Raw genomic sequence first — 26,512 nt, 5'->3', positions numbered from 1 at the left:
CGTTGCCAAAAAGGAGCCCTATTGCCGCCGCATTGCCGTTCGACACCAAGGCCAACAAAGAAGGGCTCGGCGCGGCCCGCAAGGTGCCTTCCTATAAGAGCCAAAGCGGGGTCTGCGCATCACCGGTTCGGACCCTCCTACAAGAGGATTTAGGAGGCTCCTATAAGAGGATAAAGTCGCCTCTCTGTAAGGAGCTGTAAAACAGAGCGTGTGCGCGGGGATTTCGCCGCTTCGTTGACTTCACTCGCCGTGACAGGCAAATGTCATGGCCCAACAGAAGCGAAACGCCGTTCCGCCCGGGGAAGAAGCAGCCTTTCTGGATGCCAGACACGGAAGATGTCATAGCCGAACTCGGCAATGAGCCGCCGCTGATCGCGGATGGCCGCAGCGGCCCGCCCGACCGGCGCGAGGTTTCGGCGCGCTGGCTGTCGGGCACCTTTCTTACCGGCGTGACCTCGAGTGTGCTGATGGGCGTGGCGTTGTTTGCCGCCCTTGACGGCCGCCAGCAGCTGGCAACCCCGCCCGAAATCGCCGAACTGGCCCAGCTCGAAAGCGGCGGCGATTCCGGCGAGGTCGCCAAGACCACCAGGCTGGTGGCGCCGCGCCAGATCGCCAAGGCCAAGGACCGCCGGCGCATGGAAGTGTCGATGGTGACCAAGGTCGGCGACCGCGACGTTATCCACACCATGCCGTTCGTGCAGATCAAGATGGCGCTGGCAGCCGGCCACACCACCAACCGCGCCTATCCGCCTTTCGACCCGATGCAGGTGTTCGGCGACGATGGCGACTCGACGCCGGCGCAGCCGGCGACGGCCTCCGCAGTTGGCGGCCAGATCTACGGCGCCAAGGTCGAAAGCGAGATGAGCCTCAAGACGGTCGATTTCCCGGTCGAGACGGCCTCCTTCGACGAAAAAAGCGACCTGTCCGCCGACGAGGTTGAAAAAGTGGTGCGCGAAGCCGGCACCGACCTCAGCGACGGCGCCGTGCAGGTCGCCTCCCTGCATTATGTCGACCCGCAGCGATTCGGCGATGCCTTCGCCGAATCGATGGCCGGCTCCTACGACGTCAAGATCGTGCCGGAAAACGTCTCGGTGGCGCCGCGCGTCGCGCTCGACGACCAGACCCCGGCTTTCGCCGAGGAAATCATTCCCTTCACCAGGGACCGCGACATTGCCGAGGCTTTCGCTGATTCGGGCTATACGGGCGATGACGCCACCGGCATGGCGGAGGCGATCGGCAAGCTGCTCAACGCACCGGCGCTGAAGACCGGAACCGTGCTGCGCGTCGGGCTCGAGGTACATGGCGACGCCGCCAAGGTCGTTCGCACCAGCGTCTATGACAAGACAACGCACATCGTCACCATCGCGCTCGACGACCGCGGCCAGTATGTGCCGGCGCAGGAACCGGAGCCGAACCCCGAATTGCTGACCGCGTTCGATGATTCGTCGGCGCCGGTGGTGGTGCGCGGCAATCTGCCGAACGTCTATGACGGCATCTACCGCGCCGCCTATTCCTACGGCATGTCGAAGAAGCTGACCCAGCAACTGGTCAAGCTCCTGGCCTCCGGCGTCGACTTCCAGTCCAGGCTCAATCCATCGGACCGCATCGACGTGCTGTTCTCGCAGCCGGACGGCGACGACCAGGCCTCCGACGAATCGGAACTGCTCTATGTCTCGTCGACCTTCGGCGGCCAGACGCGCAATTTCTACCGATTCCAGATGCAGGACGGCTCGACCGACTATTTCGACGAGGACGGATCGAGCGCCGAGCAGTTCCTGTTGCGCAACCCCCTGCCCGCCGGGAAATTCCGCTCCGGCTTCGGCGCCCGCCGACATCCGATCCTCGGTTATGTCCGCATGCATACCGGCGTCGACTGGGCGGCGCCGATCGGAACGCCGATTATCGCCGCCGGCAACGGCACCATCGAAAAGGCCGGCTGGGCCGGCGGTTACGGCAAGCAGATCATCATTCGCCATGCCAATGGCTACGAGACCTCCTACAATCACCAGAGCGCCTTTGCCAAAGGCATCGAACCGGGCGTTCATGTCCGCCAGGGCCAGACCATCGGCTTCCTCGGTCAGACCGGCCTCTCCACCGGTCCGCATCTTCACTACGAGCTGATCGTCAACGGCACCAAGGTCGACCCGATGCGCGTGCGCCTGCCGGTCGGCAAGGTGCTGAAGGGCGACGACCTGGTCGCTTTCAAGCGCGAGCGCGAGCGCATCGATGAACTGCTCAAGCAGGAAGACAGCAATCCGCTGAAGGTCGCGAGCGCCAAGATCGAAGGCTAATGCATGTCGCCCAGAAGTGTGCCGCGGCTCTGGGACAAGGACATGCGTCAAAACAAAGACTTAAAGCGCGTCGTATGAATCCGTTTCAGCGCGACGCGCTTTAAGCCGTCACACTCGACGCCGGCGAATCATAATCGCCCCATCAGAGCATTCCGAATCGGGTCGGCTCCGAATCAGGTCGACTGCTCCTCTTCGGCTCGTGACCAAGGCAGCTTTTGCCCCGAAACGGTGGCCCAGGCGATAATAGCGGCAAGGAGGCAAAGCACGGCCGTCACTGTCGACACGGCCGCGAACGCCGCATCGCTGGCGGCGAGCCGTGTTGCATCAAGGTCTGACGCCAGGCCGGCCAATGCCGGTTCTCCGAACCCCGGAATGCCCGGCCTGACGCTGGTATCGAGCATCGTCGAATAGACCCAGGCCGCGAGCGAGCCCATCGCCGCCACAGCAATCAGCCCGCCAATGCGCGAAACCGCATTGTTGATGCCGGAAGCGGCGCCGGTATCCTTGTCCTCGACCGCGGTCATGACCGCCGTCGACAGCGGCGACACCACCAGCGCCATGCCGAGCCCCATCACCGCCATCAGCGGAAAGATACCGGTCCAGAAATTGTGCATGCCGGCATGAGTGAGCAAAGCCAGCCCGGCAAAGGCGATGGCGACCACCAGGCAGCCGCTGGCGATCGGAAAACGCGGACCGATGCGATCCGACCACTGGCCGACGAGACCCGACAGCAGCGCGATCAACGCCGACAGCGGCAGGAAGATGAAACCGACCTCTTTGGTGCTCAGCCCCCATCCGGCGATCAACAGCATCGGCAGGTAGAACAGATTGGCCGACAGCGCGAAATACAGGAAGAAGGTGGCGAGGTTGGCGCCGGCGAAGGCGCCGATCCGAAACAGCTTGAGATCGATCATCGGCTCGCGCTGCCGAAGCTCGAAGACGATGAAGATGATAAGCAGCACGGCGCCTGCGGCGATGCTCGGCCCCGACATCAGCCCGCTGCCTTCGGCGCTCATCGAGGTCAGTCCGTAGGCAAGCGCCCCGAAGGCAAGCGTGGCGAGAGCGGCGCCGCCGAGATCGAGGCTTCGCTTCTCCGTCGGCGCGTCGGCGGGAATCTTGGCCAGCAGGAGATAGATCGAGATCAGCCCGAGCGGCAGGTTGACGGCGAAGATCGCCCGCCAGATACCGCCGCCAAAGGCCGACAGGACGAAGCCACCCAGCACTGGACCGAGCGCCGTCGTCAGCGCCGAGGCGGCGGCCCAGATGCCGATCGCCCGGCCGCGCTCCTTCTTCGGATAGGCCTTGGCGATGATGGCGAGGCTGCCCGGCACCATGATCGCCGCACCAAGGCCCTGAATGGCGCGAAAGGCGATGAGCACCAGCGCATTCGGCGCCACCGCGCAGGCCAGCGAAGCGACGATGAACAGCGCAATGCCGGCAACGAAGGCGCGCCTGAGGCCAAACCGGTCGCCGGCGGCGCCGCCGGCCAGAATCAGCGCCGACAGCGTCAGCGCATAGGCGTTGGAAATCCACTGGACCTCGGCCAGGCTGGCGCCGAGGTCGACGCGCATTGCCGGCATGGCAATGGCCAGGATCGACCCGTCGATGAAGCCGAGCGCTGACGCCAGGATCGCCGCTACCAGTACGAACTTGCGCTGCGACTGCGGGCAAAATGTACCGTTGGAAAGCGACCTGGTCAGGGGAACGGCTGCGGCTTCACTCGGAGACTTCATCAGCGCCTGCTTAGACTTGTTGCGGGCCGGCAACAACCAGCCAGCGCCCTGCGCTCATGAATCCAGCTTAGATGTCGGCCTGCCTTATGGGCAGGCCGACATCACTGCGCTGGAGCGCTCACTTGCTCCGCAACATCATCGGCCGAGGGACCGCCGACGAACTCGACGGTGACGCCCGGCGACACCAGCTTGGCCAGTTCACGCGCATCCCAGTTGGTCAGGCGCACGCAGCCATGGCTTTCGGTCTTGCCGATCTTGGAGGGATCGGGCGTGCCGTGAATGCCATAGGTCGGCTTGTCCAGCGCAATCCACACCGAGCCGACCGGGCCGTTCGGACCCGGCGGGATGGTCAGGATCTTGTCGTTCTGGCCCTGCTTGAAATTGATGCTGGGGTTGTAGGTGTAGTTCGGATCGAGCGCGACGCGCGACACCGTATGGGTGCCGGTCGGCGAGGGCGTGTCGGCTGAACCGATGGTGGCCGGATAGGCCGCGACCAGCTTGCCACCGGCGTCATAGGCGAACACCTGCTTCTTGTCCTTGTCGGCGACGATGCGGGCAACCGGCGTCGCCACCAGCCTGCCGAAATTGGCGACCTTGATGATGGTGCCGGGACGGCTGAAGTCGGCCTCGGGATTGAGCCCCTTCAGGTAGTTCTCGTCCATGTGGAACCGTTCGGCCAAGGCTTCGGTGACGGAGGTGTAAGCCATGCGGTCGAGCTGCGCCTTCTGGCTGTAATCCTCCGGTATCGAGGCGACATAAGGCCCGGCCGCGTCCTCGGGCGTGATCGTATAATTGGCGAAAGCATCGCCACCGGTTTGCGCCAGCGCAGCCTGGATGCCGACCGCGTCGGTCGAGCGCAGATTGCTGCCGGTGATCTGGTTATAGGCGGCAAGCGCCTTGTCGACATTGGAGCCGAAGCGCCCGTCGACGACGCCGGGTGAAGCGCCGGCGCGGTCGAGCAGCACCTGCAAGGCGGCTACATCCTGGCGTGCGCCGAGTGAAAGCGAGGGATCGACCACGGTCTTGCCACCGGCTTTCGGCGGCAGCGCGGCCTGGTCGGCGGGCGCCGCCGGTTCGGCGGGATCGATAGAGGCTTCGTTCAGCGGCTGGCGCTTGACGGGCCGCGGTTCAGCGGATTTCGGCGCTTCCGGATAGGTGTCGCTGTCATTGGCATCATCCTGCGGAGCGGCCCCCAGGAATCTGTCGCTTTCAGGATCGTATTCATCAACCGGCGGGCCGGGGATTCGTCCCTGATCGTCCAGTTGCCTGCGGCGGAAACGCGCCATGTCTTCGGGATCGTCGAGATAGTAGCGGTCGTCGTCTTCGACCGGTGCGCGTCCAAGCTCACGTGCCCGCATTTCCCGGCGCAGCGCGCGGCGGTCGAGCCTGGTCTGCGGCGGCTGGATGGCGATGACCTTGCCGGTCTCGGCATCGACGATGACGCGGTTGCCCCTGGCGTCGTAATAGATGTCGAGATTGCCGTCCTGGGCAAGCACAATGCCGCCGCTATCGGCGGCGCGGACGGCCGGCAGTGCGTTGTCCACAGTCGGCGATGCCATGGCGCTGGACGTGAGCAGCCCGGCGGCGAGCACCGAAAAGGCAAGGATCGTGCGGAACATGGTGGTCAAACTCTCCGGTACTTACAGCGCCGCGCGTCCGTTTGGACGCGCAAAGGACGCTGTAACACTTCATGTCTGCGCATGATCCTTTCCGAAAATCGAATTTCGATTTTCGGGGTCATGCGTAATTGCCGCCGCCCGGCAGTGTTCCCACCAGAACGTTCTCGCCACCGTTTGGATGCGCAAGGAACGCCCTGATCGTCAAAAGCCTGCAGGCAAACCCCTTCGCCAGCAAACCACAACATAAGCTTTCCAACATGAACCGGGCATGAAGATGGCGGATTACTGGTTGCTACAGGCCCAATTCCTTGCGCGTCTGCTTCGTCAGCTTGAGGACGACGAGGCGGTGGCTTTCGCCGAGATAGTCCTTCAGCGCATCATCATCCATGCTCTGGCTTGTCTGACGCTGGATCCATTTCATGCCGCGCGAGGCGAGATAGGGCGCCGGCCGGCAGCCGGGCTGATCCTTCAGCACGTCATAAGCCATTTCAGAGCATTTGAAGGTGACGAAGACGCCACCCTCCCGGTCATGGCCGGCGATGGTGAAGACCTTGCCACCGACTTTCCAGACATCGGCCCCGCCCCACTGCACGACATGCGTCGTCTGCGGCAGCGAGGCGCAGAAGCTGTTGTAGTCGTCCAGCGTCATCTGCACCCCCGTCAAAGGATTGTTGTTTCATAAGAAAATGCCGCGCGTCCGGTCGGACGCGCGGCGTTGGATCAGGCTGCCGCGTCGGTCGGCACCACAGTGGGCCTGGACCGGAAATTCAACCGGTCGGAGCCGGCGGTGACCTTGACGGTCGAGCCGTCGAGGATCTCGCCAAGCAGGATTTTTTCCGCCAGCGGATCTTGCAGGTCCTTCTGCATCACCCGCTTCAGCGGCCGAGCGCCATAGGCCGGGTCGTAGCCCTTCGCCGCCAGCCAGTCGATCGATTCCTGGTCGAGCGACAGTGTGATCTTGCGGTCGACGAGCAGATTTTCCAGCCGCTTGAGCTGGATCTCGACGATGCGACCCATATCCTGCCGGCGCAGCCGGTGGAACAGGATCACCTCGTCGACGCGGTTGAGGAACTCCGGCCTGAACGAGGCTCTCACCACGCTCATAACCTCGTCGCGCACGGCATCGACATCCTGCTCTTCGCCGAGATTGACCAGATATTCGGCGCCGAGGTTCGACGTCATGACGATCAGCGTGTTGCGAAAGTCGACCGTGCGGCCCTGCCCGTCGGTCAGCCGCCCGTCGTCGAGCACCTGCAACAGGACGTTGAAGACATCCGGATGCGCCTTCTCGATCTCGTCGAACAGCACGACCTGATAGGGCCGGCGCCGCACCGCTTCGGTCAGCGCACCGCCTTCCTCATAGCCGACATAACCGGGAGGCGCTCCGATCAGCCGGGCGACCGAGTGCTTCTCCATGTATTCCGACATGTCGATGCGCACCATAGCGCTCTCGTCGTCGAACAGGAAATTGGCCAGCGCCTTAGTCAGTTCGGTCTTGCCGACGCCGGTCGGTCCGAGGAACATGAACGAGCCGATCGGCCGGTTCGGATCCTGCAGCCCGGCCCGGGCACGACGCACGGCCTTGGACACCGCCTGCACCGCTTCGCCCTGGCCGACGACTCGCTTGCCGATCTCGTCTTCCATGCGCAGCAGCTTGTCGCGCTCGCCCTGCAGCATCTTGTCGACCGGAATGCCGGTCCAGCGCGACACGATATGGGCGACGTGGTCGGGCGTGACCACCTCTTCGACCATGCCGGCCTTGCCGTCCTGGGCTTCGGCTTCCTTCAGCTTCTTTTCCAGTTCCGGGATCTTGCCATAGGCAAGCTCGCCGGCGCGCTGGAATTCACCCTTGCGCTGGGCAATGGCGAGGTCGTTGCGGGCCGCGTCGAGCTGCTTCTTGAGGTCAGCGGCGAGGCCAAGCTTCTGCTTCTCCGACTGCCATTTGGCGGTGATCTCGGTCGATTCCTCCTCGAGGCCGACGAGTTCCTTTTCGAGACGCGCGAGCCGGTCCTTTGACGCCTCGTCCTTCTCGACCTTCAGTGCCTCGCGCTCGATCTTGAGCTGCATGATGCGGCGATCGATTTCGTCCAGCGCCTCGGGCTTGGAATCGACCTGCATCCTCAGCCGCGACGCGGCTTCGTCGACAAGGTCGATCGCCTTGTCCGGCAGGAAACGGTCGGCGATGTAGCGGTTGGACAAGGTCGCCGCCGCGACCAGCGCCGAATCCGAGATGCGCACCTTGTGGTGCTGCTCGTACTTCTCCTTCAGGCCACGCAGGATCGACACGGTATCTTCCACCGACGGCTCGTTGACGAAGACCGGCTGGAACCGGCGGGCAAGGGCCGCGTCCTTCTCGACATGCTTCCTGTATTCATCGAGCGTGGTCGCGCCGACGCAGTGCAGTTCGCCGCGCGCCAGTGCCGGCTTCAACAGGTTCGAAGCGTCCATGGCGCCATCGGCCTTGCCGGCGCCGACCAGCGTGTGCATCTCGTCGATGAACAGGATGATGCCGCCGGCCGCCGAGGTGACTTCGTTGAGCACGGCCTTCAGCCGCTCCTCGAACTCGCCGCGATATTTGGCGCCGGCAATCAGCGCGCCCATGTCGAGCGCCATCAACTGCTTGTCCTTCAGCGATTCGGGCACGTCGCCATTGACGATGCGCAGCGCCAGACCTTCGGCGATCGCCGTTTTGCCGACGCCCGGCTCGCCGATCAGCACCGGGTTGTTCTTGGTACGCCGCGACAGCACCTGGATGGTGCGGCGGATCTCGTCGTCACGGCCAATCACAGGGTCGAGCTTGCCGGCGCGGGCATCGGCGGTGAGGTCGCGCGCGTATTTCTTCAGCGCGTCATAGCCCTGCTCGGCGCTCGCCGAATCGGCGGTACGGCCCTTGCGGACGTCGTTGATCACCTGGTTCAGCGCCTGCGCTGTGACGCCGGCCTTGGACAGGATATCGGCCGTCTTGGCCGACTTCTCCATCGCCAGCGCCTGCAGCAGCCGCTCGACCGTGACAAAACTGTCGCCGGCTTTCTTGGCCAATTCCTCGGCGGTCGAAAACACCTTGGCCAGCGGCTGCGCCAGATAAAGCTGGCCGTTGCCGCCTTCCACCTTCGGCATGGCCTCAAGGGCGGTCTCGACGCCAAGCTTGACGTCGCGCACGTTGCCGCCGGCGCGCTCGATCAGCGAGGCGGCCAGCCCCTCATCGTCATCGACGAGGACCTTCAGCATATGTTCGGGAGTGAATTGCTGGTGATTGCGCGAGAGCGCCATGGTCTGGGCGGACTGGATGAATCCGCGGACGCGCTCGGAGTATTTCTCGAGGTTCATTTCTGTCTCCTTCCATCACCGGCCCGCTTTGCGGCACCGGATCAGATTGCGGTGACGGGCCCGCTCATCCGAGCCGGGTCCAGTTCACGCCAGATATGGGGCGCAAGCCATTGCCGCTCAAGACGTCCGGCTGATGATATTGCATGGCCGAGCAAACGAAAACGGCGGAGATTTCTCTCCGCCGTTTCATCGACTTATGTCTTGTGGGTCAGTTGTTGGCGTCGACGGCGAACGGGTCGCCGGCAGGGCTTTCGGCCGGCGCCGCATCCATCACGTCAACAGCGGCAGCGGTCTCGCCGGGGCCATCCACCACCTGGCCACCACCAGACTGTTCGTCACCGACCTGATCGGCATTGTTGCGCGGGCGGCGCGGACGCCGCGGGCGACGGGCAGCGCCGCTCTCGGTGGCTGCCTCATTGAGTTCGGCCCGGGCGGCAAGAGCCGCCGGCGACAGGTTTTCGTACAGCGGCGCCGGCTCGGAGAAACCGCTCTCGGCTTCGGGCTCAACGGCGGAAACGGTTTCCGCCTGTGCCGGGGTTTCGGTGAAGCGCTGCTGGTCGCCGCGCTGGCCGTTCTGCTCGCCACGCTGGGCAAAGTCGCCACGCTGGTCGTTCTGGCCATAGCCGCCATTGGGGCGGCGGTCACGGTTGCGGCCATTGTTGTCGCGGCCGTTGTTGTTGCGGCCATTATTGTCACGGCCATTATTATCACGGCCACTGTTGTTCTCGCGGCCGTTTTCCTGGCCGTATGCGAGTTCGGCCGGCGTGCCCTCAATCGTCGGCTGCGGACCGTTGCCGTGGTTCGCCATCGGCGCTTGAGTCTCGCCGCCATTGCCGCTGCCGGCATTGTCAAAATCGTCGCGATCTTCATCGTCGTCGAATTCGTCGCGGTTCTGCGGGGCATTCTGGATCGGCATCTGCGCCTGTGCGGCGGCAATGATGCGGTTGTAGTGCTCGGCGTGCTGGAGGTAATTCTCCGCCATAACCCGGTCGCCGGAGCTTTGCGCGTCACGGGCCAGAGTGGCGTATTTTTCGGCGATCTGCTGAGCCGATCCACGGATTTTCACGTCCGGGCCGTTGCTCTCGTAGTTGCGCGTCAGGGGATTTGGGCCCTTGCGGTTGTTGTTATTGTTATTGTTGTTGCCACCGCCGCCGCCATTGTTGTTGCGACCGCGCATGCGCCTGTTCTGCTGTTGTGGCCTCATAAGACTCTCTTCATTTTGAAATTTTCGAAAAACGTTTCACGAACGGAGGCGCTCATGCAGCCAGCCGTTTCGTTTCTTCACCGGCGTTCGCCCGCATCAATTGCGTTGGCGCCACGTGTCATCCTGTTCCGGTTACATCACTTGCCGGACGATTCCCGCACGAAGCTTGGGCGTCGTTTGCGCAAGAAGGCAGCTATTTCCAAGGAAAACCGAATCGCTAAGAGCACTGCCTGCTTCGTCCCATCCGGTTAGGGCGGACCCTAGCCGCATTCCCCGGCATTGCCAAGCGCTTTTTTGCACTGCGTCAAGGCTTTCCCTGTTCAAACATAAGAACCCTGTCGTTTCCGCCAAGATCGACAAATGCCCCGGCCAGCCTGTAGCCGGCTGCCGCGAATATGTCTTTGACCTCATTGCGCTGCGTGTGGCCGATCTCGACCGCTATCTTGCCTTGTGCTTCCAGAAACTTTGCCGCCTCGGCAGCGATGATCCTGTAGGGGCCAAGACCGTCCACACCGCCATCAAGGGCTCTGTGCGGATCGAAATCGCGGACCTCGTCCTGCAGATTTCCAATGTCTCCAGTCGGTATATAGGGAGGGTTTGCGGCAATTACATGGTATCGGCCCGAAACTTTTTCGAACCAGTCGGACTGCAGCCCCACGAACCGGCCGGCGAGTCCGAGTTGCTCGGCATTGCGTATCGCGGTTGCCAGCGCGCCTTGTGAAATATCGACCCCGGTGGCCGTCGCGGCCGGAACCGCGCTGAGCAGCGCCAGCGCAATCGCGCCGGTACCGGTGCCGAGATCGAGGATACGGCATTCCCCCAGCCTTTCGGCCGTCGCGCCGGCAAAAGGCAGGATCGCCTCGACCAGCGTTTCGGTGTCCGGCCGCGGCTCCAGCGTTTCCGGCGACAGCGACAGCCGCAGGCCGTAAAACTCGCGAAACCCGAGGATGCGGTGCACCGGTTCGCCGGCCATGCGGCGCTGCAGAGCAGCGCCGATTGCGGCAACCGCACCCGCATCGACCGTCCGTTGCGGGTCGGCGATCGCCTGCGTACGGTCCGTGCCGGAAAAATGCTCGACGATCAGCCTGGCATCCAGCGCCGGGTCGGAAAGGCCGGCCGCGGCAAGCCGCTCCCGCGCCACCCGCAACAACGGCCCGAGCGCGCCGGGCAACATGTCAGCCATCGAGGCCAATATCGGCGAGCAGCTTCGACTGATGGTCGGCAATCAGCGCATTGATGACCTCATCGAGCTCGCCCATCATCACCCGGTCGAGCTTGTAGAGCGTCAGGTTGATACGATGGTCGGTAAGGCGGCCCTGCGGGAAATTGTAGGTGCGGATGCGCTCCGAACGGTCGCCCGAACCAACCTGCGATTTGCGTGACTCCGAGCGCTCCTCGTCCGCCTTGCTGCGCTCGAGGTCGTAAAGCCGCGCACGCAGAATCTGCATGGCTTTCGCCCGGTTCTGATGCTGCGACTTCTCCGCCTGCACCACCATGATACCGGTCGGCAAATGGGTGATGCGCACGGCCGAATCGGTGGTGTTGACGTGCTGGCCACCCGAACCCGAGGCGCGCATCGTGTCGATGCGGATGTCTTCGGCGCGGATGTCGATGTCGACCTCTTCGGCTTCCGGCAGAACGGCAACCGTCGCCGCCGAGGTGTGGATGCGCCCGCTGGCCTCGGTCGCCGGCACGCGCTGCACGCGGTGCACGCCGGATTCGAATTTCAGATGGGCAAAGACGCCCCTACCGGAAATGGTGGCGATGATTTCCTTGAAGCCGCCGGCATCGCCGTCGCTGGCCGACACCGTCTCGAAGCGCCAGCCGCGTTCGGCGGCATAGCGCTCATACATGCGAAACAGGTCGCCGGCGAACAATGCCGCCTCATCGCCGCCGGTGCCGGCGCGGATTTCAAGGATGGCGTTCTTGTCGTCGGCCGCGTCCTTGGGCAACAGCAGGATCTGGATGTCCTTCTGCAGCTCTTCGATTCGCGCTTCGACGCCCGGCAAATCTGCCTCCGCCAGGGCCCGCATCTCTGCGTCGGTGCCCTTGTCGGCAAGCATCGCCTCGAGGTCGGCTTGCTCGCGCTCGACTGAGCGCAGTTCCCTGACCTTGGCCACCATGTCCTGCAGCTCGGCATATTCGGAAGCCATCTTCACATAGGCATCGGCTGCCGGGCCGGCCGACATCTGCGCTTCGAGCATCTCGAAACGCTTGACGACCTGATCCATACGCTCGCGGGGAAGATTGACCATGGCTAATGCTATAGCGGGATGGAGCGGTCGTCGGCGAAGGCCTGCAGCAGCGCCCGCATCGGCAGCCCTTGAGCTGGCGCCATCAGATTGTCGGCAAAGAAAGCCTCCAATTCCTCCAGTGGCAGTTCGGTCAACATCGCCTTGACCGGGCCGATCGAGGCTGGAGACATCGAGATCGAGCGGTAGCCGAGGCCGATCAGCGCCATGGCGGAAATGGGTTTTCCGGCAAGCTCGCCGCACAGCGTCACCGGCGTGTGGTTGCGAACCCCGGCGTCGGCGATCTGCTTCAGAACCCGCAGGAACGGCGTCGACAGCGTGTCGAAGCGGTCGGAGAGCTGCGTGTTCCCCCGATCGACCGCCATGACGAACTGGAACAGGTCGTTGGAGCCGACCGAGACGAAATCGACCGCCTTCATCAACTCGTCGAGCTGGAACAGCAGCGACGGCACTTCCAGCATGGCGCCCACCTTGAGGCTGGTCGGCAGATGGTGGGCAAAGCGGGAGAGATGCCGCACTTCGCGGTCGATGATCTCGCGCGCTTGGGCGATTTCGCCGAGCTCGGTCACCATCGGCAGCATCAGCTTCAGTTCGCGCCCGCCGCAGGCCTTCAGCAGAGCGCGGATCTGGGTCCTGAGCAGACCCGGCCGGTCGAGCGTCAGCCGGATCGCGCGCCAGCCGAGCGCAGGGTTTTCTTCCTGGACAGCGCCCTTGAAGTAGGGCAGCACCTTGTCGCCGCCGATGTCGATGGTGCGGAAGGTGACCGGCTTGCCACGCGCCGCGTCCAGCACGTCGCGGTAGAGCCGCTCCTGCGCCTCGGCGCGCGGGAAGGTCGAGGCGACCATGAACTGCAATTCGGTGCGGAACAGGCCGATGCCGGCCGCTCCCGCCTCGGCCAGCTGCGGCAGGTCGACGGCCAGGCCCGCGTTCATCAGCAGGTCGACCTGGACGCCGTCCTTGGTCACCGACGGCTTCTTGCGCAGTTCCCGGTAGACTTCCTGCCGGCGCGCCCGGAAGCGCACTTTTTCGGCATAGGCAGCTTCGAGGTCGGGCTGCGGCCGCAGATGGATGGTGCCTTCCTCGCCGTCGACGATGATGGCATCGCCGTTTTCCGCCATGGAAACGGCGCCCTTCATCTGGCCGGCGACCGGAATGCCCATGGCGCGCGCTACGATGACGACATGGCTGGTGGCAGCGCCGTCTTCCAGCACCACGCCGCGCAGCTTGTCCCTGGGATAATCAAGCAGTTCGGCCGCGCCCATCGAGCGCGCGACCAGGATGGCATCCTTCGGCAGTGACGCCGCGACGTCGTCAGGCCCGCGCCCCATCAGCTGGCGCAGCAGCCGGTTGGCGAGATCGTCGAAGTCGCTCATCCTCTCGCGCAAATAAGGATCCGTCATGTGCAGCATGCGGGCGCGCATGTCGCTTTGGACCTTTTCCACCGCCGCTTCCGCCGTCAGGCCGTTGCGGATCGCCTCTTCCAGCCGGCGCACCCAGCCGCGGTCGTTGGCAAACATGCGATACGCTTCGAGCACCTCGCGATGTTCGCCCTCGAAGGCGACATCGCGCCGCTCCAGCATGTCGTCGATGGAAAGCCTGAGCGAACCGAGCGACGTCTCCAGCCGTCGCACCTCTTCCTCACTGTCCTCGTTGAAGAGATTGGTGACGACGATGCGTGGCTCATGCAGCACGACATGGCCGAGGCCGACGCCCTCGTTGAAGGACAGGCCGGTAAAGCTGACGGGACGCCGCAGGTCGAGTTCGAGGCCGGGCCGGGTCAGGCGCGCGAGATCCCCGGTGGCGATCATCTCGGCGATGACCATGGCGGTCGTTTCCAGCGCCTCGACCTCGTCGTCGCGGTAGTGGCGCATGGTCTTGTTCTGCACCACCAGCACGCCCAGCGTGCGCCCTGCCCTGAGTACGGGCACGCCGAGGAAGGAATTGTAGATCTCTTCGCCCGTCTCCGGCAGGTAGGCGAAGGCCGGATGTTCCTGCGCATTTGAGAGGTTGAGCGGCCGCGCGCTCGCGGCAATGGTGCCGACGAGGCCCTGCCCCAGCCGCAGCTGCGCCAAATGGACGGCGTTCGGGTTCAGACCTTCGGTGGCATAGAGTTCGAGCACCGAATCGGCGCGCAGCACATAGAGCGAGCAGACCTCGGCGACCATGTTGGAGGCGATGTCGCGCACGATCCGGTCGAGCCGCTCCTGCGGCTCCAGCGGCTCCTGCATGAGCTCGCGGAGCCGTTTCAGCAGAACGCGCGGGCCACTGGCCGTATCACGCATCGCGGCTTCTTCTCCAATGGGCATTTTGCCCGCCGCAGTTTCCACTGCGACCGGCGCACACGCAACAACTCAAATCGCTCTCGCTACTGCTTATCCAGACCGTACACGGAATGCAAAGTACGAACCGCGAGTTCCGTGTAGGGACCGTCGATCAGTATCGAAATCTTGATCTCGGAGGTAGTGATGGCGCGGATGTTGATCGCCTTGTCGGCCAGCGCCTTGAAAGCGGTGGCGGCCACACCGGCATGGCTGCGCATGCCGATGCCGATGACCGAAACCTTCGACATGCCGGCTTCCGACTGCACCACGTCATAGCCGATCGAAGCCTTCAGACGCTCCAGCACGGCCAACGCCTTGTCCACGTCGCCGGACGGCACGGTGAAGGTCATGTCGGTGAACTTGCCGTCCTCGGAGATGTTCTGGACGATCATGTCGACATTGATGTTGGCCTCGGCCAGCGGGCCGAAAATGCCGGCGGCAACGCCCGGGCGGTCGCCGACGCGGCGCAGAGAAATCTGCGCTTCGTCCTTGGCGTAGGCAATTCCGGTGACGACCTGCTGTTCCACGATCTCTTCCTCGTCGCAAATGAGCGTTCCCGGAGGATTGAGCAAATCCCCCATTCCGGGCGCATCGGGATCGTCGAAGGACGACCGCACGAACGTACGCACCCTGTGCACCATGGCAAGCTCGACCGAGCGCACCTGCAAGACCTTGGCACCGAGCGAGGCCATTTCGAGCATTTCCTCGAACGAAATCTTGCTGAGCCGCCGCGCCTTCGGCTCGATGCGCGGATCGGTGGTGTAGACGCCGTCGACATCGGTGTAGATGTCGCAGCGGTCGGCCTTGACCGCCGCGGCAATGGCCACCGCGCTTGTGTCGGAGCCGCCGCGGCCGAGCGTGGCGATGCGGTTGTCCGGGCCGATGCCCTGGAAGCCGGCGACGACAGCCACCTGGCCCTCGCCGAAGCGCTTGATCAGGAACGCGCCGTCAATTTCGAGGATGCGCGCCGCGCCATGCGCGTTGTCGGTCTTGATCGGGATCTGCCAGCCCTGCCAGGAGCGGGCATGGACGCCCATATTCTGCAGTGTGATCGCCAGCAGGCCGGCAGTCACCTGCTCGCCCGAGGCGACCACGGCGTCATACTCGCGCGCGTCGTGCATGGGCGAGGCTTCGCGCGTCCAGCCAACCAGTTCATTGGTCTTGCCCGCCATCGCCGAAACCACGACAGCGACCTCATGGCCGGCATCGACCTCCCGTTTGACGTGACGCGCCACATTGCGGATGCGGGCGATGTCGGCGACGGAGGTTCCGCCGAATTTCATCACGATGCGCGCCATGGAAGCGAAATGCCTTTGACTGAAGCCGGCCCAGGACCGAAAGGGAAGTAAGCGCTCGACAGAAGCCGGCCGCTGAATGCGCGCCTCCTTAGCCAAATGATCACGGTTTCGCAAGGCTGGCGGCGGATGCCGGCTTCAGGATCGCGGCATATTGCGTTCGGCCCCGCCGCCGCTTACCAAATGCTGCCCGCGGGAAACTCCTTTTGGTCCGGCATATCGAATGATTGTTCGCCTTCGACGCGCCATGCGGTGGCAATCGCTGCCGCTGTTCATCGGCTTCGCCGTGCTGGCGTTGATCGTCGGCACACGCGCCGTGCTGGTCGAGACCCAGAGAGCCAATCGTGAGGCCGCGCGCGAGGCGGTCGAGTATCAGGAATTGCTTTCCGGTTTGCTTGCCATGGCTCAGGAGGCCGAGACCAGCCAGCGCGGCTATCTCCTGACCGGCGAGAAATCCTACCTCCAGCCTTATCGGCAGGCGGTCGACGCCATTCCGGGCCAGCTTGCGCGCATCGACGGCATGACCGCGCCGGACGACGAACTCGTGCAGCAGATCAACCACGTCAAGGACGCGCTTTCACAAAACCAGGCCGAATTGGCTGAGACGATTGCACTCTACGATCGCGGCGATGCGGCAAAAGCTCTGGAACTGGTCCGCAGCGGCCAGGGCAAGGCCGCCATGGACCAGATCCGGGCCAGCATGGACACGATCCGGCGCATTGGCGGCGCAGCCATCGCCGCGCGCGACGCTCATACCGACCGGGTCGAAAACTGGCTGCGAATCGGCTCGATAGCGGCGCTGCTGGCGATCTTCCTGCTTGGCGCCTACACGGTTCGCCTTTCGCGCCGCCGGTTCCGCGCAGTGGCGATCGCCCAGGAAGAGCTGATGCGCAAGAACATCGAGCTCGGCAACGAAATCCAGACGCGTGAAAAGGCCGAATCGCAGATCCGCCAGATGCAGAAGATGGAGGCTGTGGGCCAGCTGACCGGCGGTATCGCCCACGATTTCAACAACATGCTGGCGGTAATCATCAGCGCCATGAACCTCGCCCAGCGCAAGCTGGCGCGGGGCGAGCACGACATCATGAAATTCATCGAAGCGGCGACCGATGCGGCGACCCGGGCCGCAAACTTGACGTCACGGCTGCTTGCCTTCTCGCGCCAGCAGCCGCTCGCGCCTCAGGTTGTAGACGCCAATCGTCTGGTCGCCGGCATGTCGGACCTGCTTCGGCGGGCGCTCGGCGAAACCATCCGCATCGAAACCGTGCTGGCTGGCGGCCTGTGGAAGACCCATGCCGATCCGAGCCAGCTCGAAAATGCCATTCTCAATCTGGCGGTCAATGCGCGCGACGCCATGGGCGAGGACGGCAAGATGACCATCGAGACCGCCAACAGCCACCTCGACGAGGGCTACGCCGCCACCCATGCCGAGGTCAAAGCCGGCCAGTATGTGATGATCGCGGTCAGCGACACCGGCGCCGGCATGCCGGCGGACGTCATGGAGCGGGCTTTCGAGCCGTTTTTCACCACCAAGCCGGTCGACAAGGGCACCGGCCTCGGGCTGAGCCAAGTGTTCGGCTTCGTCAAACAGTCCGGCGGACACGTCAAGATTTACTCGGAACCCGGCCAAGGCACCACGATCAGGATCTACCTGCCGCGCTTCTTCGGCCCGGAAGAGGCCGCCATATCTTCGGAACGAGCCGGAAATCCTGCCGTGCCGGTCACCGAAACCATCCTTGTCGTGGAGGACGATCCACGCGTGCGGGCTTCCACCACCGATGCCATGCGCGAACTCGGCTACACCGTCATTCATGCCGCAAGCGGCCAGGAAGCGCTGGAAAAGCTGGGCGACAACCCTGGTGTGGCGCTCATGTTCACCGATATCGTCATGCCGGTGATGAATGGCCGCAAGCTCGCCGAGGAGGCGCTGGCGCGCATGCCGAAGCTGAAGGTGATCTTCACCACCGGCTTCACCAGGAACGCCGTCGTCCACAATGGCGTGCTCGACCATGACGTGCATTTCCTGGCCAAGCCCTTCACCATCGAGCAGCTGGCGGCGAAATTGCGCGACGTGCTGGACGCAAAATGACCGAGACCCTGGAAATCGTCACCTTTCGCCTCAAGCCTGGAGCGGAAGCGGGCTTTGCCGCCGCCAACGACCTGGTCGCCGACTGGCTGGCGCGGCAACCTGGTTTCGTAAACCGCTGCCTGGCGCGGCGGGACGATGGCGGATGGGTCGATGTGGTGCGCTGGCGAAGTCGCGAGCAGGCTCTCGCCGCCGCAGGCCGGATCATGGCCGAGATCGGCGATTGCGAAGCGATGCGGGCCATCGATCCCGCAAGTGTTGCGATGGAACATGCGGCGATTGTGATCTCGAGGCCATAGGTCGACTAGCCAGCAGTCGCAAAAACCGGCCTTGACTTTCTTGCCCCGGCACCCGACTTCCTAGCGTCCGAGGAGACCCGCCCTATGCCAGAGGCCCGACGATCGACAATCGATGCCGGAGAAGTGGAACGCTTTTCCGCGCTTGCCGCCGAATGGTGGAACCCGAACGGCAAATTCCGTCCGCTGCACAAATTCAACCCGGTCCGGCTTGCCTATATCCGGGACCAGGTGGCGGCGCGCTTCGGCCGCGATCCGCGGGCGGCGCGGCCGTTCGAAGGCCTGCGTTTCCTCGATATCGGCTGCGGCGGTGGGTTGTTGTGCGAGCCGATGGCAAGGCTTGGCGCCGAAGTGGTCGGCGCCGACGCCTCGGCAACCAACATCGAGGTGGCGAAGCTGCACGCGGCCGAAGGCGGCGTGACGGTGGATTATCGCGCTACGACCGCTGAGGATTTGGCCGATTCCGGCGAGAAATTCGACGTCGTCCTCAACATGGAAGTCGTCGAGCATGTTGCCGATGTCGACCTGTTCATCGGCAAGTGCGGCGAGATGGTCAAGCCCGGCGGCATCATGTTCGTGGCCACCATCAACCGCACGCTGAAGGCACTGGGCCTGGCCATCATCGGCGCCGAATATGTGCTGCGCTGGCTGCCGCGCGGCACCCACCAGTTCGGCAAGCTGGTGCGGCCCGAAGAGCTTGAAAAGGCGCTCGGCAGCGCCGCCATGACCATCATCGACCGCACCGGCGTGACCTACAATCCTCTCGCCGACCGCTGGGCACGCTCCAAGGACATGGACGTCAACTATATGGTGCTGGCGGAAAAACGATCGGTCTGAACGAAAGGGGGCGGCCGTGGACACTATGAGGGCCCGAGAGCTGGCGCTCGATCTTCCCGAAACGGTCGAGCAATCGCATTTCGGCAAGGCTGACTTCCGCGTCCGCAACCGTATCTTCGTCTCGCTGCCCGAAGCCGACCGTGCTGTCGTCAAGCTCGACCGCGACCAGCAAGAGATGATGGCCGCGGCTGAGCCATCGGTTTTCAGGCCCGTGACAGGCGGCTGGGGCCAAAAGGGATGGACGTCGATCATGCTCGAAGCCTGCGACGAACAGACATTCCGCAGCGCCGTTCGGACGGCCTGGCGAAACGTCGCCCCGCCGGCGCTACGGAAGCGCCTCGACGCGAGCCAAATTTAAGCTTGAGCAGTTCGAGCAAAGTGTGAAGCGGTTTTCCCGGGAAAAGCGCATAGCGCTTTGCCTAGGGAATTGCGTAAACCAAAGACCCTATGCCTTCTGGCTCTGCGCCTTGGTGGTGATGATCACGCCGATGGTGATGATCACCGCGCCGGCCCAGGTCAGCAACTGGTAGTGCTCGCCGAGGAAGATGGTTCCGGCAAACAGGCCGACGGCCGCCGCCACATAGCCGATCTGGCTGAGATAGACCGGACCGCCCACGGCCTGCAGCCGGAAGAAGAAGGCAAACATCGCCGAGGCCGAAGCGACCTGCGCCACGACAACCAGCGGCACGGCGCCAAGCGGGGCGAAGGCACTGAGGCCGAACAGCGCGAGAATGCCGATCAGCAGCAGCGTCGCCGAGGCCAGGTGGCTGCCGACGGCCAGTTCGATCGGACCGGTGCCTTCGGGCCAGTCGACGGTGCGATAGATATTGCCGGCGGCAAGGCTGACCGGGATCAAAAGTCCGGCCAGCACCCAGTAGACATCGGCCGGCTGGCCGGCCTCGCCGCGCGTCACCGCCACCATGACGGCGCCGATGAAGCCGACGGCGATACCGATACTGCCGAGCGTATTTGGCCGTCGAACGCCGAGCAGGATCGAAAACACCAGTGTGATGACCGGCGACAGCGTGAACATGATGCCGGTATAGCCGGCGCCGAGATGCGGGATAGCCGAAAACATCAGCAGATTGGGCACGGCGTAGGACACGGCGGCGGTGATGAAGAAATAGCGCAGTCTGTGCGAGGTGAGCCGCATGCGCTCGCCGTTCGCGAGCAACGCGCACAGCAGCACGCCCCCGGCGCCGAACGAGATGACGAAGGCCCAGACCATGGCCGGAACGCCGGCAGCCGTCGCCAGCTTGCCGAACGGCAGGGTCAGGCCGAGCAGGCCGCCGGTGACGACCAGCAGGCCAAGCGCCGATTCCCAGAGAAATTTCATCGGATGGTCCCGTCACTCACTTGCGGCACTGGGTCGAAACTGTATCTTGAGGTAGCATACCACAAATATTCTTAACGTCAAGATACTTAGCGGTGAGACAGATGGATCGCGCAGCAAAGGCGGTGGAGCAATGGAAGCGGGAACGGCCGGACCTGGAGGTGTCGCCAATGCTGGTGCTTGGGCGGCTGAACGAAGCCTCGTCGCTAATCGCCCGCGAGCGCCTCGCCCCGCTGTTTGCCCGTTTCGGACTGCAGGCCGGCGAATTCGATGTGCTGGCGACGCTGCGCCGCTCCGGCCAGCCTTACGCGCTGACACCGACCGCTCTCTACGAGGCGACGATGGTGACCTCCGGCGCCATGACCAACCGGCTCGACCGGCTTGAGAAGGCCGGACTGATCCTGCGCGGCCCGCACCCCAACGACCGGCGCGGCATTGTCGTGCAACTGACCGAAAAAGGTCTCGCCTTGATCGATGAGGCCGTGACCGCCCACGTCGCCAACGAGCATGAAATCCTCGCCGGGCTCACCGGCACGGAGCGGGGGGCACTGGCTCAGTTGCTTGGCAAATTGATCGATAGCGCCAGCTGATCGCTCAGTTGCGCTCCTCGGGAAAGCTCGGGATCGGCATGAAATCGATGCCATCCTCGGCCAAGCTCTTGGCTTCGTCCAACGTCGCCTCGCCATAGATGCCGCGCGCATCGCTCTCGCCGAAATGGATCTTGCGCGCTTCTTCGGCAAACTTGTCGCCGACATAGTCGGCATTCTCGCGCACCTTCTCGGCCATCGCCTTCAGCTGCGCCAGCGCCTGCTTCTGGGTTTCGCCCATGGCCAGCGCGATCGTTTCTCGGCTGCGCGCGGTGGACACCGCCGGCGCCATCAGCGCCTTTTGCACCTTGTGTGAGCCGCAGCTCGGGCAATCGACAAAGCCACGCTTTTTCTGCGTGTCGAAATCGTCATTGCTGCGAAACCAGCCCTCGAACTCGTGCTCATGCTCGCAGATCAGGGCAAAGCGGATCACGAAGCCGCGCCCCTCAGCCGCGGCACTTCAGCCGTGCCGGAATTGACGGCAAAATCGCGCGCATTCCTAAGGTTGGGGATTTTTTTGCGCGCGGCCGACGACTGTGCGGTGTCGATCTCGGCGATAATCACGCCCGGCTCGGCATGGACGGCCTCGGCGATAATGCGACCCCATGGGTCGACGATCAGCGAATGGCCATAGGTTTCGCGGCCATCCTCATGCAGGCCACCTTGTGCTGCAGCAACCACATAGGCGCCGTTCTCGATGGCACGGGCTCGCAGCAGCACATGCCAGTGCGCCTCGCCGGTCTGGCGGGTGAAGGCGGCAGGCACCGACAAGAGGTCGGCGCCGGCCATCGCCTCGGCGCGGAACAGCTGTGGAAAGCGTAGATCGTAGCAGACGGCAAAGCCGAGACTGGCGCCGTCGATCTCGGTGACGACGGCCTCGGTGCCCGGCTCATAGGCGGCGGATTCGCGCCAGCTCTCGCCATTGTCGAGGTCGACATCGAACATGTGGATCTTGTCGTAGGTGGCAAGGGTGGCGCCGTCCGGCCCAAACAGCAGCGCCCGGTTGGCGAGCTTGCCGTCGGTGCGCAGGATGGCGGTCGAGCCGATGTGCAGGAAGACGCCGAGTTCGCTGGCGAGCTTGCGCGCGGCCGCCACAACGATGTCCTTGTCTTCCAAGGTGAAGGAAGCAGCCCTGGCTTCCTTGTCGCGGATCAGCGCACCGGTCATTTCCGGGGTCTGGATGTAGGTTGCACCGAGGCCTGCCGCTTCGCGCACCAGCCGTTCGAGATCGACCGCGTTGCGCTCGGAGCTCTCGCCCGAACGCATCTGGATCGCCGCCGCCTTGAAAATACCCATCGTCACGTCCTCTTTGAGCAATTCCAGGAAAAGTGTGTAACGGTTTTCCGTCCGGAATTGCGTAAAAACAAAGACATAGAGCGGCGCTACGAACCGCTCTTTGTCGTCGAGCCGTTGGCAAGCAGCCTGTCCAGTTGGCCCCGCGCCTCCAATTCGTGGAGGTCGTCGGAGCCGCCGACATGCGTGTCGCCGATGAAAATCTGCGGAAAGGTCGAGCGGCCATGCGCCCGCGAAATCATTTCCTGGCGCAATTCCGGCGAAAACGAAGCGTCATGCTCGGTGTAAGCGACGCCCTTGCGGTCGAGCAGCCGCTTGGCCGCCGCGCAATAGCCGCACATCATACGGGTGTAAATCGTCACATCGAGCATCGGTCCGTGCCTTTCCTCGACCTTATATAGTCGCGGACTCGTCGGCCCGAAAGTCCCCCGGCAGGACACGCGCGAAGGTCAGCACATCGACCGCTCCGGCGCCGCCCTTCTTCAGCGCCTTGGCGACCGAGCGCACGGTAGCGCCGGTGGTGTAGACATCGTCGACCAGAAGCACGCGGCGCCCAGTGATCTCGATTTCGGCTTCCGCAGGCACACGGAAGGCGGCGCGCACATTGTCCTCTCGCTCCTGCCGCTCCAGCCCGACCTGCTGGCGCGTGAGCTTGACGCGCCGGACCGCCGAGGGCGAGAAAGGCAGCCCGCTAAGCTGCGAAACCGCCCTTGCCAACTCCGCCGACTGGTTGAACTGCCGTCGAAAGAAGCGCCGCCAGTGCAGCGGCACCGGCACGACGACATCGGCGTCTGCAACTAGCTCGGCCCCGGCGCGGAGCATCCAGCGCGCCATCCATGGCGCCAGATCGGTGCGGTCCTGGTATTTCAGCCCTTGCACCATCTGGCGGGCGACACCGGAATAGGCCACAGCCGCCCGCGCCCGCTCGAACGGCGGCGGATCGGCGATCGCCTCGGCCGACAGGAACCCCTCGCCCATATCGTGGGTGAATGGCGTGCCCATCACCGCGCACCATGGCCGCTCCAGCAGCCTCAGCTTCGGCCAGCAGGCACCGCACAAAACGCCGGGTTGCGAGACGTGCCTGCGACAGCCGGCACAGACCGGCGGGAACAGCATCCGCGCCGGCCAGTCCAACATGGCCAGTTTCAACATGATTTGAGCGAGGCTCTTGATCTCCATCACCGGATCGGCCACGTGGTTTTGTCGTCCGCGCCAGGATATCACTAGACAGACAAACAGGGATGTCTACCGTTGCAGCCGATCATCGATACTGAACTTTGGCTGGTGCGCAAGCGCAGGGCGCTGGCCCACCCCGTAGCCGGCGCGGATTTTCTGATGCGGCCGGCGGCGGAAGACCTTGCCGACCGGCTCGGCGCGGTCGAGCGGAAATTCGGCAAGGCCGCGGTGCTGTTTTGCCAGACGCCGGACGCAACGGACGTGGTCGCTGCAAGCGGCAAGGCAGCGGAGATCGTGCGCGTCGAGGCAGATCCAGCGTTTCTGGACGGCCGGCCAGGGCTGATAGCACCGCTGGAAACAGTGCCGTTCCAGCCGGAAAGCCTCGACCTCGTCGTTTCACTTCTGTCGTTGCAGGCGATGAACGACATTCCCGGCATGCTGGTGCAGATCCGCCGCGCTCTGCGGCCCGACGGGCTTTTCCTCGGCGCCTTTGCCGGCGCCGGCACGCTTTCCGAATTGCGCGAAAGCCTGCTCGCCGCCGAGACCGAACTCTATGGCGGCGCCAGCCCGCGTGTCATCCCCTTCACCGATGTTCGCGACGCCGGCGCACTGCTGCAGCGCGCCGGACTGGCGCTGCCGGTGGCCGACGTCGAAACGGTGACCGTCCGCTACGATACCCTCTTCGACCTCATTGCCGATCTCAGGGCGATGGGCGAAACCAGCGCGCTGACCGATCGCAGCCGGCGACCGGGAGCGCGAAAGCATTTTACCCGTGCCGCCGAAATCTATGCCGAACGCTTTTCGGACGCTGATGGCCGCATCAGGGCAAGCTTTTCCATCGTCTGGATGTCGGGCTGGGCGCCCGATGCCTCGCAGCAAAAGCCCTTGAAACCGGGTTCGGCGAAGGTCTCGCTGAAGACGATACTGGAAAACCCCGGCGGGCGGTGACGGCGCTCCGGATCAGTGCTCGGCGAAGGCGTTTGCGAGCCTGCTGTTGTTGTCGCTGAACAGAAACTGGATCGCATTGCTGGCCTTGCCGACACCCCCGACGATGGCAAGCGACAGCACCGCAACGATCAGGCCATATTCAATGGCCGTGGCGCCTGTTTCGTCCTGCAAAAATCGGCGCAGCAATGGCTTCATGATCGTCGATCCCTCTCATCCCCGACCATATCGCCGACCTGTTAAGAAAGGTTAACGGCACAAGCTTAACAGGCTGTGAAATGGGCCTGCGTTGAGGAAGTTCTCAAGCTGGTGTCGACCTTGTTGGTCAGCAGTCGCCGCTGCGTTGGCCGTCGGCGCGGATGATGCAGACTGAGCTCGGTGAGGGCTGCAGCACGCTTCTGCGCAGCGTATAGGTGGCCCGCGAGCCGATCGAACCCGTGCTCATCGGGTCGAGACCGCCTGCAAGAGCATCGCGGCTGGATGATCGCGTCTGGTTGTCCAGCACGGGGACCGCGATCAGCGCCAGCGCCACTGCGGCCGAGCCGAACAACAGCGTGACGCGCAATAAGCCGACGCCGGCGGCGCGAAAGCTGCGATCTGGCCGGATCGAGTCCCATTCCCTGTCGAGGCTCATGCAATCGCTCCCCGCGAACCCGCTTTGCCGCAATTTTTCACGACGAGATAAATCTTCCATTAACGCTGGCTAGATCAGACCGCGAAATGGCTTTGTATCACAACAGGTCGATGAGGAACTGGATTAGCGGCGCGTCGGCCGGCGGCATGGGATAGTCGCGCATCTGCTTTGGCCGCACCCATTTCAACGCCTGCCCTTCCCTGGGCTGCGCGATGCCGCGGAAGCGGCGGCAGACGAACAGGGGCATCAGGAGATGGAAATCATCATAGGAATGGCTGGCGAAGGTGAGCGGCGCCAGGCAAGGAATGTCAGTCTCGATGCCGATTTCTTCCTGCAGTTCGCGGATCAGGCATTGTTCCGGCGTCTCGCCTGGCTCTACCTTGCCGCCGGGAAATTCCCACAGGCCGGCAAGCTGTTTGCCCTCGGGCCGCTGCGCCAGAAGCACCCGCCCATCGGTATCGACCAGCGCGCACGCGGCGACCAGCAGCAGGCGTTTGCCGGTGATCTCGCTCATGCGCCCGGCGGCCGGCGATAGTGGTAGCGATAGACTTCGTCGAAGCCCAGTGAGCGATAGAGCGCCAGCGCCGGCGCATTGCCGGCCTCGACCTGCAGCCAGGCTTCGCGAGCGCCACGCAGCCTCGCCCACTTCAGCGCCGACAGGATCAGGTTGCGGCCATGGCCCTGATTGCGCGCCGACTTGGCGGTGGCGATCTCGAACAGACCGGCAAGATCGCCGTCATGGACGCAGATCAGCACCGCCAGAGGGTCGGCCCCTTCCTCCAGCGCAAACAGCCCGACTTCGGGTTGGATAGCGCCGATGATTTCCGAAAGACCGGGCCGCAGCGATGCATCCGAGCCGCTGACCTTGAGCGACGCGCCGAGAAAGCGGCTGATATCCTTCAGCGGAATCTGGTCCATGGCCGGCGCCAGTTGCGCGTCCGCCAGCGGCAGCCGCATCACCAGGGATTCGTCGAATGTGCTCCAGCCCTCATTGTCGAGATGCTTGGCTAGGTCCGGCCCCGACAGCGGCGAGATGCGGAAGGTCAGCGGCCTGCCATAGGCGTCGAAGCGCCGGCTGGCGCGGCCGATGCGCTCGGCAATGTGCTGGGTGTCGCCGGGATCGAGCGGGTTGACCGAGTTCAGCCGCTTGGCCGGATGGCCGGCTGTCAGCCGCACCACCCAGGTGCCGTCATAATGCACGGCCGCCGCCGGCCAGGCGCGAAAACCCGCCGCCTCGTAGCGGCGCACGATGGCCAGCATGCTTGCCGGATGCCTGGAAGCCA

The 26,512-nt window shown here is 64.0% G+C and carries 25 protein-coding genes; 7 read left to right on the top strand and 18 right to left on the bottom strand.

Annotated features, from left to right (window positions below):
• Positions 1-320 precede the first annotated feature (320 nt).
• A complete protein-coding gene (locus tag NKL04_RS29345; protein ID WP_023701439.1) occupies positions 321-2,291 on the top strand; it encodes a M23 family metallopeptidase in 1,971 nt (656 codons plus the stop codon).
• A 173-nt stretch (positions 2,292-2,464) separates the two neighbouring features.
• Here NKL04_RS29345 and NKL04_RS29340 read toward each other — a convergent pair whose 3' ends face one another.
• The 9 genes from NKL04_RS29340 to NKL04_RS29300 form a co-directional block, all read right to left on the bottom strand.
• Positions 2,465-4,024, bottom strand: coding sequence for an MFS transporter (locus NKL04_RS29340; protein ID WP_023686665.1), 1,560 nt, complete (start codon positions 4,022-4,024; stop codon positions 2,465-2,467).
• Positions 4,025-4,125: 101 nt separating this feature from the next.
• Entirely contained in the window at positions 4,126-5,643 is a 1,518-nt protein-coding gene (locus NKL04_RS29335) for a L,D-transpeptidase family protein (RefSeq protein ID WP_023701438.1), read from the bottom strand.
• A 292-nt stretch (positions 5,644-5,935) separates the two neighbouring features.
• The gene (locus NKL04_RS29330; RefSeq protein WP_023685771.1) at positions 5,936-6,292 is read right to left on the bottom strand and encodes an MmcQ/YjbR family DNA-binding protein; all 357 of its coding nucleotides are present in this window, start codon (positions 6,290-6,292) and stop codon (positions 5,936-5,938) included.
• 71 nt (positions 6,293-6,363) lie between these two features.
• The gene (gene clpB, locus NKL04_RS29325) at positions 6,364-8,970 is read right to left on the bottom strand and encodes an ATP-dependent chaperone ClpB (RefSeq protein WP_023701437.1); all 2,607 of its coding nucleotides are present in this window, start codon (positions 8,968-8,970) and stop codon (positions 6,364-6,366) included.
• 208 nt (positions 8,971-9,178) lie between these two features.
• The gene (locus tag NKL04_RS29320) at positions 9,179-10,174 is read right to left on the bottom strand and encodes a DUF4167 domain-containing protein (protein WP_023701436.1); all 996 of its coding nucleotides are present in this window, start codon (positions 10,172-10,174) and stop codon (positions 9,179-9,181) included.
• Between the two features lie 304 nt (positions 10,175-10,478).
• A complete protein-coding gene (gene prmC, locus NKL04_RS29315) occupies positions 10,479-11,357 on the bottom strand; it encodes a peptide chain release factor N(5)-glutamine methyltransferase (protein WP_023701435.1) in 879 nt (292 codons plus the stop codon).
• Positions 11,350-12,429: a peptide chain release factor 1 gene (gene prfA / locus NKL04_RS29310; RefSeq protein ID WP_023672971.1), complete on the bottom strand. Its 1,080-nt coding sequence runs from the start codon at positions 12,427-12,429 to the stop codon at positions 11,350-11,352. Before prfA ends, prmC begins: the two co-directional genes overlap by 8 nt.
• Before the next feature lie 8 nt (positions 12,430-12,437).
• On the bottom strand, positions 12,438-14,708 hold the full coding sequence (gene ptsP / locus NKL04_RS29305) for a phosphoenolpyruvate--protein phosphotransferase (RefSeq protein ID WP_023672972.1): 2,271 nt from the start codon (positions 14,706-14,708) through the stop codon (positions 12,438-12,440).
• Positions 14,709-14,791: 83 nt separating this feature from the next.
• Complete coding sequence (locus tag NKL04_RS29300; RefSeq protein WP_023707556.1) at positions 14,792-16,045, bottom strand: aspartate kinase; 1,254 nt, start codon at positions 16,043-16,045, stop codon at positions 14,792-14,794.
• 244 nt (positions 16,046-16,289) lie between these two features.
• On the opposite strand from NKL04_RS29300, the gene NKL04_RS29295 reads away from it, so the two are divergent.
• The 4 genes from NKL04_RS29295 (at position 16,290) to NKL04_RS29280 (ending at position 19,619) form a co-directional block, all read left to right on the top strand.
• Complete coding sequence (locus tag NKL04_RS29295; RefSeq protein WP_023701433.1) at positions 16,290-18,131, top strand: CHASE3 domain-containing protein; 1,842 nt, start codon at positions 16,290-16,292, stop codon at positions 18,129-18,131.
• On the top strand, positions 18,128-18,427 hold the full coding sequence (locus NKL04_RS29290; protein ID WP_023693994.1) for an antibiotic biosynthesis monooxygenase family protein: 300 nt from the start codon (positions 18,128-18,130) through the stop codon (positions 18,425-18,427). Before NKL04_RS29295 ends, NKL04_RS29290 begins: the two co-directional genes overlap by 4 nt.
• A gap of 84 nt (positions 18,428-18,511) precedes the next feature.
• Entirely contained in the window at positions 18,512-19,261 is a 750-nt protein-coding gene (ubiG, locus tag NKL04_RS29285; RefSeq protein WP_023672976.1) for a bifunctional 2-polyprenyl-6-hydroxyphenol methylase/3-demethylubiquinol 3-O-methyltransferase UbiG, read from the top strand.
• 25 nt (positions 19,262-19,286) lie between these two features.
• On the top strand, positions 19,287-19,619 hold the full coding sequence (locus NKL04_RS29280) for an MmcQ/YjbR family DNA-binding protein (protein ID WP_023685781.1): 333 nt from the start codon (positions 19,287-19,289) through the stop codon (positions 19,617-19,619).
• An 87-nt stretch (positions 19,620-19,706) separates the two neighbouring features.
• Here the strand turns inward: NKL04_RS29280 and NKL04_RS29275 are convergent, their stop codons facing one another.
• Positions 19,707-20,597 carry a DMT family transporter gene (locus tag NKL04_RS29275; protein WP_023701432.1) on the bottom strand — a complete coding sequence of 297 codons (891 nt, stop codon included), beginning with the start codon at positions 20,595-20,597 and terminating at the stop codon, positions 19,707-19,709.
• 101 nt (positions 20,598-20,698) lie between these two features.
• Here NKL04_RS29275 and NKL04_RS29270 point away from each other — a divergent pair, with 101 nt between their 5' ends.
• Positions 20,699-21,184, top strand: a complete 486-nt coding sequence (locus NKL04_RS29270; protein WP_023701431.1) for a MarR family winged helix-turn-helix transcriptional regulator — start codon at positions 20,699-20,701, stop codon at positions 21,182-21,184.
• Positions 21,185-21,188: 4 nt separating this feature from the next.
• Here the strand turns inward: NKL04_RS29270 and NKL04_RS29265 are convergent, their stop codons facing one another.
• From NKL04_RS29265 to NKL04_RS29250, 4 genes are all read right to left on the bottom strand, one after another.
• Positions 21,189-21,614 (bottom strand): DUF1178 family protein, encoded by a 426-nt coding sequence (locus NKL04_RS29265; RefSeq protein ID WP_023701430.1) that lies wholly within the window; start codon positions 21,612-21,614, stop codon positions 21,189-21,191.
• The gene (locus NKL04_RS29260; protein ID WP_023701429.1) at positions 21,611-22,477 is read right to left on the bottom strand and encodes a carbon-nitrogen hydrolase family protein; all 867 of its coding nucleotides are present in this window, start codon (positions 22,475-22,477) and stop codon (positions 21,611-21,613) included. The genes NKL04_RS29265 and NKL04_RS29260 overlap by 4 nt, the downstream gene beginning before the upstream one ends.
• An 86-nt stretch (positions 22,478-22,563) precedes the next feature.
• Entirely contained in the window at positions 22,564-22,845 is a 282-nt protein-coding gene (gene grxC, locus NKL04_RS29255; protein WP_023672982.1) for a glutaredoxin 3, read from the bottom strand.
• A 22-nt stretch (positions 22,846-22,867) separates the two neighbouring features.
• The gene (locus NKL04_RS29250) at positions 22,868-23,653 is read right to left on the bottom strand and encodes a ComF family protein (RefSeq protein WP_196814906.1); all 786 of its coding nucleotides are present in this window, start codon (positions 23,651-23,653) and stop codon (positions 22,868-22,870) included.
• A gap of 72 nt (positions 23,654-23,725) precedes the next feature.
• Here NKL04_RS29250 and NKL04_RS29245 point away from each other — a divergent pair, with 72 nt between their 5' ends.
• Positions 23,726-24,598, top strand: coding sequence for a methyltransferase domain-containing protein (locus NKL04_RS29245; protein WP_352724754.1), 873 nt, complete (start codon positions 23,726-23,728; stop codon positions 24,596-24,598).
• Between the two features lie 12 nt (positions 24,599-24,610).
• Here the strand turns inward: NKL04_RS29245 and NKL04_RS29240 are convergent, their stop codons facing one another.
• The 4 genes from NKL04_RS29240 to NKL04_RS29225 all read right to left on the bottom strand — a co-directional run bounded on the left by NKL04_RS29240 (position 24,611) and on the right by NKL04_RS29225 (position 26,489).
• Positions 24,611-24,793 (bottom strand): Flp family type IVb pilin, encoded by a 183-nt coding sequence (locus NKL04_RS29240; protein ID WP_023672984.1) that lies wholly within the window; start codon positions 24,791-24,793, stop codon positions 24,611-24,613.
• A gap of 127 nt (positions 24,794-24,920) precedes the next feature.
• The gene (locus NKL04_RS29235; RefSeq protein ID WP_023694000.1) at positions 24,921-25,229 is read right to left on the bottom strand and encodes a hypothetical protein; all 309 of its coding nucleotides are present in this window, start codon (positions 25,227-25,229) and stop codon (positions 24,921-24,923) included.
• Between the two features lie 97 nt (positions 25,230-25,326).
• A complete protein-coding gene (gene mutT, locus NKL04_RS29230) occupies positions 25,327-25,743 on the bottom strand; it encodes an 8-oxo-dGTP diphosphatase MutT (protein WP_023685791.1) in 417 nt (138 codons plus the stop codon).
• A complete protein-coding gene (locus tag NKL04_RS29225; protein ID WP_023713717.1) occupies positions 25,740-26,489 on the bottom strand; it encodes a GNAT family N-acetyltransferase in 750 nt (249 codons plus the stop codon). Before NKL04_RS29225 ends, mutT begins: the two co-directional genes overlap by 4 nt.
• Between the last annotated feature and the right edge of the window lie 23 nt (positions 26,490-26,512).

The organism is Mesorhizobium sp. C264A (assembly GCF_040324515.1).
Taxonomy (GTDB): domain Bacteria; phylum Pseudomonadota; class Alphaproteobacteria; order Rhizobiales; family Rhizobiaceae; genus Mesorhizobium.
This window is presented reverse-complemented; position numbering and strand designations above follow the sequence as displayed.